Here is a 14,589-nt window from a genome sequence, read left to right as displayed (position 1 = left end):
GGAGAAGGATTCGAACCTTCGAAGGCAGAGCCGTCAGATTTACAGTCTGATCCCTTTGGCCGCTCGGGAACCCCTCCCCAAGTGCGAGGCGCATACTAACAGATCTTCGCTCTTTGTGAACCCCTTGAAGCGTTTCTGGCAGCAAAAAATGACTGTTCGTCGATTTTTTGATACATCCAGCTCAAAAATCAAGCTTATCAGCAAGTTGCATGCTGATTTTCTGCACAAAAGAGCATCCGTGCAAGGGGGTGAGGTAGATAAGAGAAGACTGCCTGTGTCGGTAGTCTTCCCGATCATCACATCTAGCGCTGGAACGGGTAGACGGAACCCAGTTTCAGGATTTGGGTCAGCTCGTCCAGCGCGCTGCGAGACTCCTGCACCAGGGTCGGATCACGCAGGTCATCGAGAGTCAGGCGGTCGCGGTAGTGGCGATCTACCCAGCCATCGAGGCGGGCAAACTGGCTGTCGTTGATAAGGCAGGCCGGATTGACCGCAGCGAGTTCCTGATCGTTCATGGCAACCCGCAGTCGCAGGCAGGCCGGGCCGCCACCATTACGCATGCTCTGTTTCACATCCATATAGTGGACCGCCTTGATCGGAGTCTCCTGCGTCAGCAGCTTGCCAAGATAGGCCGACACCGCCGGATTATCGCGGCACTCGGTGGGGGCGATAATGGCCATCTCGCCGCTCGGCAGGGTGAGGATCTGGGTGTTGAACAGGTAGGATTTCACCGCATCCAGCACGGATACCTCGGCAGTCGGCACTTCGATAAAGTGCAAATCCCCCTCGCCAAACTTGTCGCTGATCTCTGATAGCACGGCTTCGGTGTTGAGGAACGCTTGCTGGTGGAAGAAGAGCACATTCTGGTTGCCCACTGCGATCACGTCGTTGTGGAACACTCCCTGATCGATCACCTCCGGGTTTTGCTGAATAAACACCACGCTCTCCTCGCCAAGGCCATGCAGGCGGGCGATGGCCTGGCTTGCCTCCAGAGTCTGGCGGGCCGGATAGCGCTTCGGCGCCGGGCGGGAGTAGTCAAAGGCGCTGCGGCCATAGACAAACAGCTCGACCCCCGCCTCGCCGTAGGCGCGGCAGAGGCGGGTGTGGTTGGCCGCCCCCTCGTCACCGAAGTGATCATTTTCCGGCAGGTGGAGGTGGTGGCTGAAGTGGCGATCATTGTTGAACACGGCGCGCAGGATACGGCCAGTGACGTCCGGCTCCAGTGATCGGTGAAACTTGTTGGTCAGGTTGGCGGGTGTGAAGTGAATGCGGCCATCCCGGGTATCGGCACTCGGGGAGACGGTGGCGGCGTTGGCGGTCCACATGCTGGAGGCCGAATAGCAGGCGGCCAGTACGGCGGGAGCCTGTTTGGCGGCCTGTTCCAGCACCCGGGCATCGTTGCCGGTGAAGCCGAGGCGGCGCAGGGTGGCAAGATCGGGGCGCTCTTGTGGCGCCAGTACACCCTGGGTCATGCCAAGCTCGGTCAGCGCCTTCATCTTGCGCAGCCCCTGTTTGGCGGCCTCTTTCGGATTGGAGGCTTCCTGGGCATTGCTCTGGGAGGCAACGTTGCCGTAGGAGAGGCCTGCATAGTTATGAGTCGGGCCGACCAGACCGTCGAAATTGACCTCGAAGTGCTTCATTGAGTACATCCTTTCGATTTTTATGATGGGTAGCGGTTCCTTCCGCGCACAATGCGTCGGGGTTGGGCCATTATAAAGAGATTTTATGTTTTTGTAACAAGCCGGTAACCAGCAGACGTTTTTATGTCGTTTCAGATATAAAAAGAGGGGCGGTATGGCAGAAAATTGAAAAAGCGGTTGCGTCCGGCCTGTTGCCTTCGCATTAATAAATAAAGAAGCAATAAAAGAAGCCGTGTGGTTCGGGCTGGTCAGGCAAATTTGCTCACAAGATTGCTTTTTCGCGCCAAATCTCTTATACAGCCCCACAAAACCGCACACCAACCCCGTCGGGTGCAATGAGGATAATAGTTACAGCATGGGCAAATCACTGGTCATAGTGGAGTCTCCGGCCAAGGCCAAGACGATCAATAAATATCTGGGCAAGGACTACGTGGTGAAATCCAGCGTTGGTCATGTTCGCGATCTGCCCACCAGCGGCAGCGCCAGCACCGAGCCCAAGAAACCCGTCATTCGCGGCATCAAGTTGAGCGAAGCTGAAAAGGCAGCCAAGGATCGCAAGGCCCTGTTTGCCCGGATGGGCATCAATCCGACCGCTGGCTGGCAGGCTAACTACCAGATTTTGCCCGGCAAGGAGAAGGTGGTCAGCGAGTTGCAAAGTCTGGCCGAGAAAGCCGACACCATCTATCTCGCAACCGACTTGGATAGAGAAGGAGAGGCGATCGCCTGGCACCTGCGCGAGATCATTGGTGGCGACGACAGCCGCTACAAGCGCGTGGTGTTCAACGAGATCACCAAGAGCGCCATCAAGGAGGCGTTCGCCCAGCCGTCCGAACTCAATATTGACCGCGTTAATGCCCAGCAGGCTCGTCGTTTCCTCGACCGAGTGGTGGGTTATATGGTCTCTCCACTGCTGTGGAAGAAGCTGGCGCGCGGTCTTTCCGCCGGTCGAGTGCAATCCGTTGCGGTGCGTCTTATCGTCGATAAAGAGCGCGAAATCAAGGCGTTCGTACCGGTCGAGTTCTGGGATCTCAATGCCGACCTGCTGACTGCCGACAAGAGCGATCTGCGGATGGAAGTGGTCAGCCGCAACGGGGCTGACTTCAAGCCGGTGACCCAGGCCGAGACCTTTGCCGCTGTCGCAGCCCTGGAAGGGGTCGACTACAAGGTCGTTAACCGGGAAGACAAGCCGACCGGCTCCAAGCCGTCCGCGCCGTTTATCACCTCCACCCTGCAGCAGGCTGCCTCTACCCGTCTGAGCTTCGGGGTCAAGAAGACCATGATGATGGCCCAGCGTCTCTATGAAGCGGGTTACATCACCTATATGCGTACCGACTCCACCAACCTCAGCAAAGAGGCGGTTGAAGCGGTGCGTGAATATATCGGCGAGCAGTATGGCGCGGCCTATCTGCCAGCCGAGCCGAATCTGTATGGCGCCAAGGCCAATGCCCAGGAAGCGCACGAAGCGATCCGTCCCTCCAACGTACAGGTGACTGCCGAGATGCTGGAAGGGATGGAGCCGGATGCCATGCGTCTGTACGATCTCATCTGGCGTCAGTTCGTTGCCTGCCAGATGACCCCCGCTCAGTACGACTCTTCCACCCTGACCGTCAAGGCGGGTGAGTTCGAGCTCAAGGCCCGTGGTCGTACCCTGCGCTTCGCCGGTTGGACCAAGGCGCTGCCGCCGATGGGTCGCAAGGGTGAAGATAGCCAGCTGCCTGCGGTCACCGTGGGCGAGGTGCTGAAACTGGTCAAGCTGGATCCGCGCCAGCACTTTACCAAGCCGCCTGCCCGTTTTACCGAAGCTGCGCTGGTGCGCGAGCTGGAAAAACGCGGCATCGGCCGTCCCTCTACCTACGCCTCCATCATCTCCACCATCGTTGATCGTGGTTATGTGCGGGTCGAGAGCCGCCGTTTCTTCGCCGAGAAGATGGGTGAGATCGTCACCGATCGTCTGGTGGAGAACTTCGTCGAGCTGATGAACTACGAGTTCACCGCCAAGATGGAAGACAAGCTCGATGGCATCGCTGAAGGGAGCCTGGAGTGGAAGAAGGTGCTGGACAGCTTCTACGCCGAGTTTACCCAGGAGCTGGAGAAGGCCTACAAGGCGCCCGAAGAGGGCGGCATGCGTGCCAACCAGATGGTGATGACCGACATCGACTGCCCGGATTGTGGCCGCAAGATGGGTATTCGTACCGCCACCACCGGCGTCTTCCTCGGCTGCTCCGGCTATGCACTGCCGCCGAAAGAGCGCTGCAAGAAGACCATCAACCTGGTCTCTGCCGATGAGTTTGTCTCCGCCACTGACGGCGAAGAGGCGGAAACCGAGGCGCTGCGTGCCAAGCACCGCTGCGGTGTCTGTGGCACAGCGATGGATGCCTACATCATCGATGACAGCCGCAAGCTGCACGTCTGTGGTCGCAACCCGGATTGCGATGGCTACGAAATCGAGAAGGGCCAGTTCAAGCTCAAGGGCTACGAAGGGCCGAGTATCGAGTGCGACCGCTGCGGCAGCGAGATGCAGCTCAAGAACGGTCGTTTCGGCAAGTACATGGGCTGCACCAACGAGACTTGCAAGAACACCCGCAAGATCCTGAAAAACGGCGACATCGCGCCGCCGAAAGAAGATCCGGTACCGTTGCCGGAGCTCAAGTGCACCCAGTCCGATGCTCACTTCGTGCTGCGTGACGGTGCTGCCGGTCTGTTCCTGGCAGCCAGCAACTTCCCCAAATCCCGCGAGACTCGCGCGCCGCTGGTGGAAGAGCTCAAGCGCTTCAAGGATCGCATCTCCGCCAAGCACAAGTATCTGGCGGGAGCCCCGCTCACCGATCCGGACGGCAACCCCGCCATCGTGCGCTTCAGTCGAAAGACCAAGGAGCAGTACGTGATGAGCGAGGTCAACGGCAAGGCGACCGGTTGGACCGCTCACTACGACAACGGTACCTGGCAAGAGAGTTTGCCGAAGGCGAAGAAAGCCTGATGACAAAGAGGCCCCGACCAGGGGCCTCTTTGCTTATGGATAAGGGTATACTGAGACAGCTGCAAGGAGTGCAGCTGTCGTCAATCGCGAAGTAGACAAGGAGGTTGAGATGGAGATTAACGAGATCCGGCCGGGCATGAGCTGCATGACCCGGGAAGGGGCTGCCTATGTGCTGGAGGTGGACCGACAGAGCCTGCTTGTGCTGCTGCAGCGCGAGGACGAGACTATACCGGTGCAGGTGCGCAGTGAGGAGATCCTGGCACCGCTGGAGTGATCTGGCAGTGCCCCCCTCAAAACGGCAGTAGAAAAAGCAGCTCGGCCAGGTCGGGCTGCCATTGCCACTCCTTCATTCTGACCCGCCCACCAATCACGGGCACGCCCTCTTCCTGCAGCAATCCCGCCTGTCTGTCGAAGCCAGCCGACCCTTTTGGTAAGGAGATGGTGCCTGCTGCGCCCAGCACCCGATGCCACGGCAGTACCTTGTCGGTTTCCCGCAGCACCTTGCCTACCAGTCTTGCCCGTCCGGGCAGCCCGGCCAGATCGGCCACCTGACCGTAACTGGCCACCTTGCCGGCAGGGATGAGGGCGATGATCGCCTCGATGCGCGCTCCCTTGTCGAGAGCTGGCGAGAGGGAGGCTGGCATGGTGATGGCTCCGGTATAAAAATTGAAGCGCCATTGTGGCGCTTCTTCGGCATGGCCGGCAACCCTGCTTCAACCGAAGGTCTGACTCAACCCCTTTAGCTGTTGGGCTCGCTCCAGCAGTTCGCGGCTTGAGTCATCAACCTTCTGCATCTTGGCGCTGTTGGCGCGGGAGTAGTCCGAGATCTGGCTAATGTTGCGATTGATCTCCTCCACCACTGTCTGTTGTTGTTCGGCGGCGGTGGCGATCTGGGTAGAAAATGCAGTCACCAGCTCGATCTCCTCCAGTACGGTATGGAGGTTGGCCGATCCCTCCCGGGTCATCTGAGCGCACTCGCGTGTCTGTTGCAGATTCTCCTGCATCATGCCGCGCCAGCGCCCCAGCGTCTGCTGGAGCTGCTGTATGCTGCCCTGGATCTGCTCGGTTGCCTTCTGGGTGCGGGTGGAGAGGGTTCGCACTTCGTCCGCCACCACCGCAAAGCCGCGTCCCTGCTCACCGGCCCGGGCCGCCTCAATGGCGGCGTTGAGGGCCAGCAGGTTGGTTTGATCGGCGATACCCTGGATCTCCCCCGTCACACTGCCGATCCGCTCCGACTCGCTGGTGAGCTCCACCGCCGAGTTAAAGGCCAGTTCTGCCTGTCTGGCAAGTTGCTCGATATGCTGTTCGGTGCGGGACAACTGCCGATCTGTCTGCTGGCAGCGGCTGCGCGCCTCGCTCACCTGGCTGTTGGAGTCCAGAATGTTGCGAGCAATTTCGTGGGCTGTGCTGGCCATCTGGGTCATGGCTGTCGCCATTTGCCGGGTCTGGGCATCCTGTTCCGTGATGTCATGATAGGCCTGATGGGAGGCTTGCTTCAGATTGACGGCCAGGGCTTGTAGGGGATCGGTGGCATCGTTGATCCGGCCCAGCACTGTGCGGATGCGGGCTTGCAGCATCTTGATATGAAAATCGGCGATGGCGCCGGGGCTGTCACCGGAGTAGACCAGCCTGGTCAGGCTGTCGTAGTCGAGCATCAGTTGTCTTAGAAAGTTGCGCAACGAGAACAGATCGGGCCCGTAGCAGCAGGCCACCAGCAACAGTGGCAATAGCATCAACAGTGTCGTGGTTATCCCCTGGGTCAACAGTGCCCATCCGAGGCTTGCAAGCAACAACAGTGCGAACAGGGGCAGTTTGATGCGGGCAAGAGAGAGGCTCGAAGGTCGGGTTCCCTGCTCTATCCTGAGCAAGGCCTGGTAAGTTTGGGTTGCCACCCGTTTCAGCTCGGGATCAGGCTTGCAGCGCACCGATTGATAGCCGCTGATCCTGTTCCCCTCGTAGATGGGGGTGACGTAGGCATCTACCCAGTAGTAACGACCATCCTTGCAGCGATTTTTGACGATGCCGCGCCAGGGTTTGCCCTCCTTGAGGCGGGCCCAGAGATCGGCGAAGGCGGCCTTGGGCATGTCGGGGTGGCGTACCAGATTGTGGTTGTGACCGACCAGCTCGTCGGCGCTATAGCCGGCGATGGTGCAAAAAGCCGGATTGGCGTAGGTGATCACCCCGCGCAGGTCAGTGGTGGAGACCAGTTGTACGTCGGCAGGAAACTCCACTTCGCTATCCAGGGTATGGACATCTCTGCGGGCCATAGGAATACGCTCCGATGTTCTTGTTGATAATATTGTCGTTGTTATTGTGGCAGATCTGGAGGTGACCGCAGGCTCGCGCCAGCAGGCGCCAGACCAGTTTCATAGGGGGCTGAATTTTGCCAATAATGGCGGATGAATGGTAGGGGGAAGTTGATGTTTTGTTGGCTAATCGTAAAAAAGGCGGCCGATTGGCCGCCAAAGTAGAGACAACATTACCTCTGTGGCATCCGGTAGCGCACCTGCAATTGATCGAGGATCTGCAGCTGACCCGGCAGGCGGGCGGCGAAGTGCTCCCAGCCCTTGTGGGCGGGAGCGCTCCAGGCCACCTCGGCCGTGGCCAGCATACGCGGGAACAACATGTAGTCGAGACGATCACGGCTGGTGATCAATTCTGACCACAAGGGGCTCAGCACCCCGAGGATGTTATCGTTGGCATGGAAATCGGCTGGGGCAGGGTCACACGAGTAGATCTGCTCCAGATTGAGGGTACCCGCCCAGTAGAGGCCGGGTTCATGAATATCGGCGCTCCAGGCGAGATCGAGATAGAGGAACTGGGCGGGCGCCATCACCACCGGATAACCGGCCGCGGCAGCATCCAGCCCCGCCTGAAAGCTGGTCCAGGCACAGATGGCCGCTTTGCGGCTCACCTTGTCGCCATGCAGGATCTCCTCCCAGCCGATCATCTGTTTGCCTCTGGCTGCCAGATAGCGCTGGCAGTGGCGCAGCAGATGGCCCTGCAGCTCGCGGCAGTCGGCGTAGCCCTGCTCGGTCATCAGCTGCTGGCAGGCGGCGCTGTCGGTCCAGACCCCGGTCGGCACCTCGTCACCCCCCATGTGGATCTGCGGGCCGGGGAAGAGTTCGCACACCTCGTCCAGCACAGCCTCCAGGAAGCGGTAGGTGCCGGGCAGGGCGGGGTTGAGCACGTTGTCATCGAAATGCTGGACCGAGCGGTAGCGGGAGTGATCTGCCGTTTCGATCAGCAACTCGGGCAGCGCCTTGATGGCTGCATGGCAGTGGCCCGGAATGTCGATCTCGGGAATGACGGTGATGCCGAGCTCACTGGCATAGTTCACCAGCTCCTTCACCTCGCTCTGGGTGTAGTAGCCGCCATAGGGTTCGGCGCCGCCGCTGAGCTGGGGGCCGATCGCCAGATCGTGGCCGCGCCAGGCACCCACATCGGTCAGCTCCGGGAAGGTCTTTATCTCGAGTCGCCACCCCTCGTCATCGGTCAGATGCCAGTGGAAGCGGTTGAACTTGTAGAGGCTCATCAGTTTGAGCAGACGCTTGATGGTGGCTGGGGTGTGGAAGTGGCGGGCGCAGTCGAGAAAAATGCCGCGAAAGCCAAAGCGCGGGGCATCCTCCAGCGTGACGCAGGGCAGGCTCTCCCCATGTTGCAGATACCACTGGGCCAAAGTCACCAGCCCGTGGCGCCAGCCCGCTTCGTCGGCGGCGGCAATCACCACCTCCTGCGGCGTGATGGTGAGTTGGTAGGCTTCGGGTGCCAGTTTGGCCTCGGTCAGCCGGATTTCTGCATCGTGATCCTGCTCCAGCGCCAGCGATGTGAGTTCGTTGAAGTGGGCCAGCAATTTCGGCACATCACGGGGAGCGCTGACATGAGCCCGCTCGGCCAGCCGGAAGTTCCCCTCCAGCAGTACCAGATGGGCCGGTTGCGGCACGATTCCGGGCAGAGGCTCGACATCCGGCAGGTCGGGGCGGGTTACCGGCGGGTTCTCCAGTCCGAGATCCTGAGCGGCCAGCGTCACCGGCAGCAGCTGGGCACCCGTGGTGGCCTCCGGCAGGCTGAGAAAGAAGCCCTGCGGCATGTCGGAGAGCTTCTTGATGGGGGTCTGGCGGCAGCAAAAGCGCAGCTCGCAGCTGCCAGTTTTTGGGACAATCACCTTGTAGCTGCCGCTCTGGCGCTCCAGCTCGCCCCCTTGCAAGGAGTCGGGGTCGATATGGCGAGCCAGACAGAAGTGCAGCTTCCACTTGGTATCAGGCATGCGGGAGAGGGTGAAGGTGAACCAGACATCCTCGCCGTCACGCCGGGCTACCTGGGTGTGGATCAGGGGTGTAGACATGGAAAATCCTCTGATTGGGCAAACAGGATGGCGCCATCGAGCGCATCTGCCTGGGGGGGGATCAGGTTGAGCTGGCCGAGACGGGGAGCGAGGCGGGTGCCAATCCCCCCCAGCAGGGCGATCTGTCTGGCTCCGAGCTGGGTCATCCCCTCCAGCAGGATCCGCAGTTGTTCGCAAGTTTCGTCCAGCAGCTGATTGGCGAGCTCGTCACCATCGCTGGCGGCATCGAATACCCAGGGGGCAAAGTGGCCATAGTCCGCCGGAATGGCGCGGATGGCCCAACGTACCACTTCGGCCTGATCCCGCTTGAAGCGGTCCATCAGGCGGATGGCGAGGGTGCTGGGGGGCAGAATGCCGTCGTGGCAGAGCAGGGATTGCTGGATGGCGCGCAGCCCCAGCCAGGCGCCGCTACCTATGTCTGAAATGGGGAAGCCGCGGCCGGAGCAGGTGCGGATCTGCCCCTCCTGATAGACCAGCCCCACCGAGCCGGTACCTGCGATCAAAATGGCCCCCTCACGGCCGCCAAAGGCGCCGAGGCAGGCACCGAAGGCATCGGAGGTGAGCCTGACGCTGGCAAAGGGGAAGGGCATCTCGAGCAGGGCGTGATAGCAGTCGGCCAGCTCGGCGGAGGCGAGCGCCAGCCCGACCCCCATCTGTTGTTCGCACTCGATAGCGATCCCGGCGGCAAGGCGGGCGCTGGCGATGGCGGCCAGCACATTGGCGTGGGCATGGGGGATGCCCAGCTCCAGATTGGAGCCGGCTGAACGCCCCTCTCCGAGCAGCTTGCCCGCCCGATCCCTAATGCGGGCGCGGGTGTGGGTGCCCCCGCCATCGACGCCTACCCAGAACTCAATCATGGCGACCTCCATTTCCCTGCGCATTTTGCCAGCTGATAGCCAAAGCAAACCAGGCAGCGTGGGGGATCCACTGCTCGCCCCAGCGCCAGTTCTGATCCAGCCGATCCTTGTACTCCTCCGGAATAAAGGCCACGTCGTTTTCGTCATCAAACCCGGCGGTGATGCCGTTGCAGATGCCCCCCTGCGCATTGGGATACCCTGCGGTATAGGTGGGGTTGTTGATGCCGTGGCCCGCCAGCATGCAGGCGTTGAAGGGGTTCTGCCCGAGGATCCAGTCGAGCTGGCGCTGGCCATAAGTGATGAGCGGCTGGCTCTGGCGGGGGAAGTGGCGGGCGCCAGCAAAGGCCATGGTCGCCAGAGACGCGAGGCGGGCGTTCTCCCCCTGCCACCAGTAACCGGATTCGTTGTTGTGGGGCATAAAGAAGCTGACGCGCGGCGCTTCATCCACCCCTTTGACATATTGGCGGGCGAGGGAGAAGGGGTTGCCCGCGCGGGCGCACAGCGCCAGCTCGGCGGCCAGCGCCTGCTCCACTACGGTTTGTGCTCGGGCCTTGTGCTCCTGCTCCGGCTCTACGCCCAGATATTCCAGCAGCGCCAGCACCGGCAGGCCTGCCTCGGCGGCGTGGTAGTAAGGGCGCGAGCCATCCTCGTTGGCCGACCAGTAGTGACCCAGCTCAGGATGAGGGCGCTGGCGGGCACAGAGCTTGCTGGCACGGACTCTCGCCTCGGCCAGCCATTCGGCGCCGAAGGTGCGGGTCAGCTCCACCGCTGCCAGCAGGGCGCAGTAGTCATCGATGATGTTTTCGACTCCATCGTCCAGATAGGCAAGGTTGTGCTCACGCAGATGCAGGTAGCCGCGTTTGGCCGCCTCGGCGTAATGGTTGGTATCGAAGTCACCGCCGATGTGCTCGCGGGCAGCGCGGGCCAGCGCGGCGATGGCCATGCCGCCCCCCTGGCGGAAACCGGCCTGCCAGTTGGCGGATTTGATCCCCTGTTGGGTGGCATAGGCGCACAGCTCGCGCTGGGCGGGATCCTTGCTCCACTTGTCGAACAGGGTCATGTAGAAGAAGCCCGACTTATCCTGCATCCGGCAGAGAAAATCGGCGCCGTGCAGTGCTTCGTCATTGAGCCGCTTGCAGAGGTTCACTCCATCGATATCGCGGCGCGGGGCCAGCAGTTCCCGGCACTTGAGCAGCGACCACACTACCATGGGGGTCTGCTGGGGGTTGAGGTAGTTGGCGTAGGAGAGGTGGCTCAGGTATTTGCTCATGTCGCCGCTGGCATCGAACCAGCCGCCGTGCACATCTTTGTGCTGGTCGGTGCCAAACAGGCGGGCGTTGCGGTCGGCCCGATCAAAGATGCCGCTGGCGCGCTGCCCCTTGAAGTAGTGAATGACATCGGAGAGGCAGCGGCTGGCCAGCAGATCCTGGCCGATGGCAAAGCGGGTCGAGCGGACAATGCCTTGGGCAGTGATCGCCTCCAGCCGGTAGTGGCCGGGCTCCTTGAAGGCCGAGAAGTCGGCGCGCCAGTAAGCGCCCCCCTGCCAGCCGGGGACGCTACCAGCCGCTTGCAGCGGGGTTTCAAACAGGATCTGGCCATCATCGAGGCGTTGCAGCCTGACGTAGCCGCCGAGATCATGGGCGGGGGAGGCTTGCAGCAGGGCGACCTTGTGCCCGTCGCACTCGTAGCCCACCTGATTGATCAAGAGTTCCATCAAGGTATTACTCCTGTGGTTCACCGCCGGGCGGTGAGGCACATCACGGGGCTATGGCCGCCCCGTATCGAGGCATGGCCGGACTGCGCTGTCCGGCCGGTCTAAGGCTCACTATCACTCGTAGAGGTAGCAACGCACGAAGTGGTTGTCGGCAAGCCTGGTGATGGCAGGCAGACTCTCCTTGCAGCGAGGCATCGCCTGATTGCAGCGCCCGGCAAAGGGGCAACCGCAGGATTCCGGCGTCCAGAGCGGGATCTCTCCCTTGCGGCCACCCTCAAGCTCGGCGTGGATGCTCTTCTCGGGGTCGGGCACCGCCGAGATGAGCAGCTGGGTATAGGGGTGCTGCGGGTGGTGCAGGATCTCGTCCACCTCGCCCCACTCCACCATGTGGCCCACATACATGACCGCCAGATCTTCCGCCACGTAGCGAGCGGTGGCGATGTCGTGGGTGATGTAGAGCATGGAGACGCCAAGCTCATCCTTCATCTGCTCCATCAGGTTGAGGATGCCGATGCGAATGGAGACGTCGAGCATGGAGGTGGGTTCGTCCGCCAATACCACTTCCGCCTCCACCGCCAGATTGCGGGCGATGTTGACCCGCTGGCGCTGGCCGCCGGAGAGCTGATGCGGATATTTGGCCGCGGTCGCCTTGGCGGGAGTAAGGCCGACCTTCTCCAGCAGGGCGTAGACCATGTCGGGTAGATCTCTCTTGTCGATCACCTTGCTGTGCAGCAGCAGGGGGCGGGCGATGTGGTGGTAGATGGTGTGGGTCGGGTTGAGCGAACCGAACGGATCTTGCCACACCATCTGCACGCTCTGGCGATAATCCAGCAGGGCGGTGCCCTTGTTGAACTCTTCCAGATCGTGGCCGCGATAGAGAATGCGCCCGGCACTGAGCTTGTACATCTTGGCGATGATCTTGGCGATGGTGCTTTTGCCGGAGCCGGACTCTCCCACCACAGCCAGGGCGCGGCCCCGGTGCAGGTTGAAGGTGATGTCGGAGAGGGCCCGCATCTTGCCACTCTTGATGGCATTGGAGTTGATGGGGAAGTCCTTGTAGAGGTGCTGGACTTCGATGATGGGTGCATCGGTTTTGGCGATTTGCATGACAGACATCCTTAACAGCCAGCGGCCTTGTCCAGATAGATCAGGGGATCTTGTTGTTCATCCTGCACGTCATAGAGATGGCAGGCGGTCTGTTGCCCGGGGCGGATCTCGGCCAATCTGGTGTACTCCTGACGGCAGCGATCGTGCACCCTGGCGCAGCGGGCCTGAAAGCGGCAGCCGACCGGCACCTCCAGCAAGTTGAGCGGGGTGCCCGGGATCCCCTCCAGCACCTTTTTCGGCCCGTGCAGAGGCGGGAAGGAGTTGCCGAGCCCTCTGGTATAGGGGTGCAGCGGCGCGGTCAGGATCGCTTTGGAGGGGGCAACCTCCACCAGTTCACCGGCATACATGATGCCGATGCGATCGCAGAACTCCACCATCAGGGAGAGGTCGTGGGTGATGAACAGAATGGAGAAGTTGAACTTCTCTTTGAGGGCATAGACCTTCTGCAGGATCTCCCGCTGCACCACCACATCGAGCGCCGTGGTCGGCTCATCCATGATGAGCAGCTCGGGGTTGAGCGCCATGGCGATGGCAATCACCAGCCGCTGGCGCATGCCGCCGGAGAACTGGTGCGGGTAATCCTTGAGCCGGCTCGGGTGAATATCGACGATGGTAAGCAGCTCCTGGGCGCGCTTGATCGCCTCGTAGCGGGTCATGCCGGGGTTATGGGCCAGCAGCACGTCGCAGAATTGCTCCTCCATCCGCAGTACCGGGTTCAGGGCGTTCATGGCGGACTGGAACACCACCGACACCTGTTGCCAGCGATAGGAGCGCAGCCGCTCGTCGTTGTAGTGGAGGATGTTCTCCCCCTTGAACAGAATTTCGCCGCCGCTGATGTAGGCGGGCGGCTTGTGCAGCCGGGCCACCGAGAAGGCGACGGTGGATTTGCCGCAGCCCGACTCACCGGCGAGACCGAAGATCTCGCCCTGTTTGATATCGAAGCTCACCGAGTTGACGGCGCGCACGTCGCCATTTTCGGTGATGTAGTCGACGCAAAGATTGCGTACTGACAGCAGGGGATGCTTGTTCATGCTGTCTTCTCCTGTGCGGCAGAGAGTGGTGTTGCGACCGGGGTGGCAAGTTTCTTCCAGCGGTTGAGCCCTTTATGGGAACGCAGCTGCGGGTTGGCGATCTCGTCGATGGCGAAGTTGAGCAGGGCCAGACCGGCACCCAGGGTGGCGATGGCGAAGCAGGGGGCCAGGATCTCCCACCAGGCGCCGACCAGAATGGCACTGGAGGTCTGGGCGTTGTAGAGCATGATGCCCCAGCTCACCACGGTCGGGTCGCCAAGCCCCAGGAACTCCAGGGTCGCTTCGGTGACGATGGCGTAGATGATGGAGCCGATGAAGCTCACTCCGATGATGGAGATGAGGTTGGGCAGGATCTCCACCAGAATGATGCGCCAGGCCGGCTCGCCCAGCACTTCTGCGGCGATGACGAACTCCTTCTCGCGCAGGGCCAGGGTCTGGGCACGAATAACCCGCGCGCCATAGGCCCACGAGGTCAACCCTATTATCACGGCAATCACCGCCGGTGACGCCTCCCCGATAAAGCTTGCCAGCACCAGTAGCAAGGGGAGGTTGGGGATCACCAGCACCACGTTCATCAGGAAGGTGAGGCACTCATCCACCAGACCCCCGAAGTAACCGGCGGTGATGCCGATGGCGACGGCCAGGGTGCAGACCAGCAGGCCTGCGCTGAAGCCCACCAGCAGCGAGATACGGGCGCCGTTGGTGAACTGGGCCCAGATGTCGTGGCCCATGCGGGTTGAACCCATCACGAACTCGGCACTGGGCGGCTGATGCGGGCGAGCCACCCGTTTGGTCGGCTCGTTGCTGGCCAGAATGGGGGCAAAGAGGGCCATCAGTACGAAGGCAACCACGATGGCGAGGCCACAGGCAGCCTTCTTGTTGCCCAGCAGGATCTTGAGAATGGTCGGCATACGCATC

General features: G+C 61.3%; 11 protein-coding genes. 2 read left to right on the top strand and 9 right to left on the bottom strand.

The features are described 5' to 3' along the window. Positions 1-302: 302 nt before the first annotated feature. Positions 303-1,640 carry an N-succinylarginine dihydrolase gene (gene astB, locus G5154_RS05765; protein WP_421245203.1) on the bottom strand — a complete coding sequence of 446 codons (1,338 nt, stop codon included), beginning with the start codon at positions 1,638-1,640 and terminating at the stop codon, positions 303-305. 355 nt (positions 1,641-1,995) lie between these two features. Here astB and topA point away from each other — a divergent pair, with 355 nt between their 5' ends. Both topA and G5154_RS05755 read left to right on the top strand, forming a co-directional pair. Beyond that, the gene (gene topA, locus G5154_RS05760) at positions 1,996-4,617 is read left to right on the top strand and encodes a type I DNA topoisomerase (RefSeq protein ID WP_421250502.1); all 2,622 of its coding nucleotides are present in this window, start codon (positions 1,996-1,998) and stop codon (positions 4,615-4,617) included. 109 nt (positions 4,618-4,726) lie between these two features. Next, positions 4,727-4,891, top strand: a complete 165-nt coding sequence (locus G5154_RS05755) for a hypothetical protein (RefSeq protein WP_162851498.1) — start codon at positions 4,727-4,729, stop codon at positions 4,889-4,891. Positions 4,892-4,907: 16 nt separating this feature from the next. Here the strand turns inward: G5154_RS05755 and G5154_RS05750 are convergent, their stop codons facing one another. The 8 genes from G5154_RS05750 to G5154_RS05715 all read right to left on the bottom strand — a co-directional run bounded on the left by G5154_RS05750 (position 4,908) and on the right by G5154_RS05715 (position 14,588). Further along, positions 4,908-5,261 carry an MGMT family protein gene (locus G5154_RS05750; RefSeq protein WP_421221330.1) on the bottom strand — a complete coding sequence of 118 codons (354 nt, stop codon included), beginning with the start codon at positions 5,259-5,261 and terminating at the stop codon, positions 4,908-4,910. A 69-nt stretch (positions 5,262-5,330) separates the two neighbouring features. After that, positions 5,331-6,884, bottom strand: coding sequence for a methyl-accepting chemotaxis protein (locus G5154_RS05745; protein WP_421250501.1), 1,554 nt, complete (start codon positions 6,882-6,884; stop codon positions 5,331-5,333). Between the two features lie 212 nt (positions 6,885-7,096). Further along, positions 7,097-8,962: a beta-N-acetylhexosaminidase gene (locus G5154_RS05740; protein ID WP_421250500.1), complete on the bottom strand. Its 1,866-nt coding sequence runs from the start codon at positions 8,960-8,962 to the stop codon at positions 7,097-7,099. Then, entirely contained in the window at positions 8,947-9,819 is an 873-nt protein-coding gene (locus G5154_RS05735; protein ID WP_421250499.1) for a BadF/BadG/BcrA/BcrD ATPase family protein, read from the bottom strand. The genes G5154_RS05740 and G5154_RS05735 overlap by 16 nt, the downstream gene beginning before the upstream one ends. Continuing rightward, the gene (locus G5154_RS05730; protein WP_421250498.1) at positions 9,812-11,533 is read right to left on the bottom strand and encodes a glycoside hydrolase family 9 protein; all 1,722 of its coding nucleotides are present in this window, start codon (positions 11,531-11,533) and stop codon (positions 9,812-9,814) included. The genes G5154_RS05735 and G5154_RS05730 overlap by 8 nt, the downstream gene beginning before the upstream one ends. Positions 11,534-11,647: 114 nt before the next feature. Then, on the bottom strand, positions 11,648-12,640 hold the full coding sequence (locus tag G5154_RS05725) for an ABC transporter ATP-binding protein (RefSeq protein WP_198505890.1): 993 nt from the start codon (positions 12,638-12,640) through the stop codon (positions 11,648-11,650). An 11-nt stretch (positions 12,641-12,651) separates the two neighbouring features. Then, complete coding sequence (locus G5154_RS05720; protein ID WP_421250497.1) at positions 12,652-13,671, bottom strand: ABC transporter ATP-binding protein; 1,020 nt, start codon at positions 13,669-13,671, stop codon at positions 12,652-12,654. Next, the gene (locus tag G5154_RS05715; protein WP_076491356.1) at positions 13,668-14,588 is read right to left on the bottom strand and encodes an ABC transporter permease; all 921 of its coding nucleotides are present in this window, start codon (positions 14,586-14,588) and stop codon (positions 13,668-13,670) included. Before G5154_RS05715 ends, G5154_RS05720 begins: the two co-directional genes overlap by 4 nt. Position 14,589: the final 1 nt, after the last annotated feature.

The organism is Aeromonas sp. 600527, assembly GCF_049175415.1.
GTDB lineage: Bacteria > Pseudomonadota > Gammaproteobacteria > Enterobacterales > Aeromonadaceae > Aeromonas > Aeromonas veronii_A.
This window is presented reverse-complemented; position numbering and strand designations above follow the sequence as displayed.

Coding starts and splice junctions, on each gene's coding strand:
- G5154_RS05730 (WP_421250498.1), bottom strand. CDS start 11,533: ATGGAACTCTTGATCAATCAGGTGGGCTACGAGTGCGACGGGCACAAG.
- G5154_RS05725 (WP_198505890.1), bottom strand. CDS start 12,640: ATGCAAATCGCCAAAACCGATGCACCCATCATCGAAGTCCAGCACCTC.
- G5154_RS05735 (WP_421250499.1), bottom strand. CDS start 9,819: ATGATTGAGTTCTGGGTAGGCGTCGATGGCGGGGGCACCCACACCCGC.
- G5154_RS05750 (WP_421221330.1), bottom strand. CDS start 5,261: ATGCCAGCCTCCCTCTCGCCAGCTCTCGACAAGGGAGCGCGCATCGAG.
- G5154_RS05715 (WP_076491356.1), bottom strand. CDS start 14,588: ATGCGTATGCCGACCATTCTCAAGATCCTGCTGGGCAACAAGAAGGCT.
- G5154_RS05720 (WP_421250497.1), bottom strand. CDS start 13,671: ATGAACAAGCATCCCCTGCTGTCAGTACGCAATCTTTGCGTCGACTAC.
- G5154_RS05755 (WP_162851498.1), top strand. CDS start 4,727: ATGGAGATTAACGAGATCCGGCCGGGCATGAGCTGCATGACCCGGGAA.
- G5154_RS05745 (WP_421250501.1), bottom strand. CDS start 6,884: ATGGCCCGCAGAGATGTCCATACCCTGGATAGCGAAGTGGAGTTTCCT.
- astB (WP_421245203.1), bottom strand. CDS start 1,640: ATGAAGCACTTCGAGGTCAATTTCGACGGTCTGGTCGGCCCGACTCAT.
- G5154_RS05740 (WP_421250500.1), bottom strand. CDS start 8,962: ATGTCTACACCCCTGATCCACACCCAGGTAGCCCGGCGTGACGGCGAG.
- topA (WP_421250502.1), top strand. CDS start 1,996: ATGGGCAAATCACTGGTCATAGTGGAGTCTCCGGCCAAGGCCAAGACG.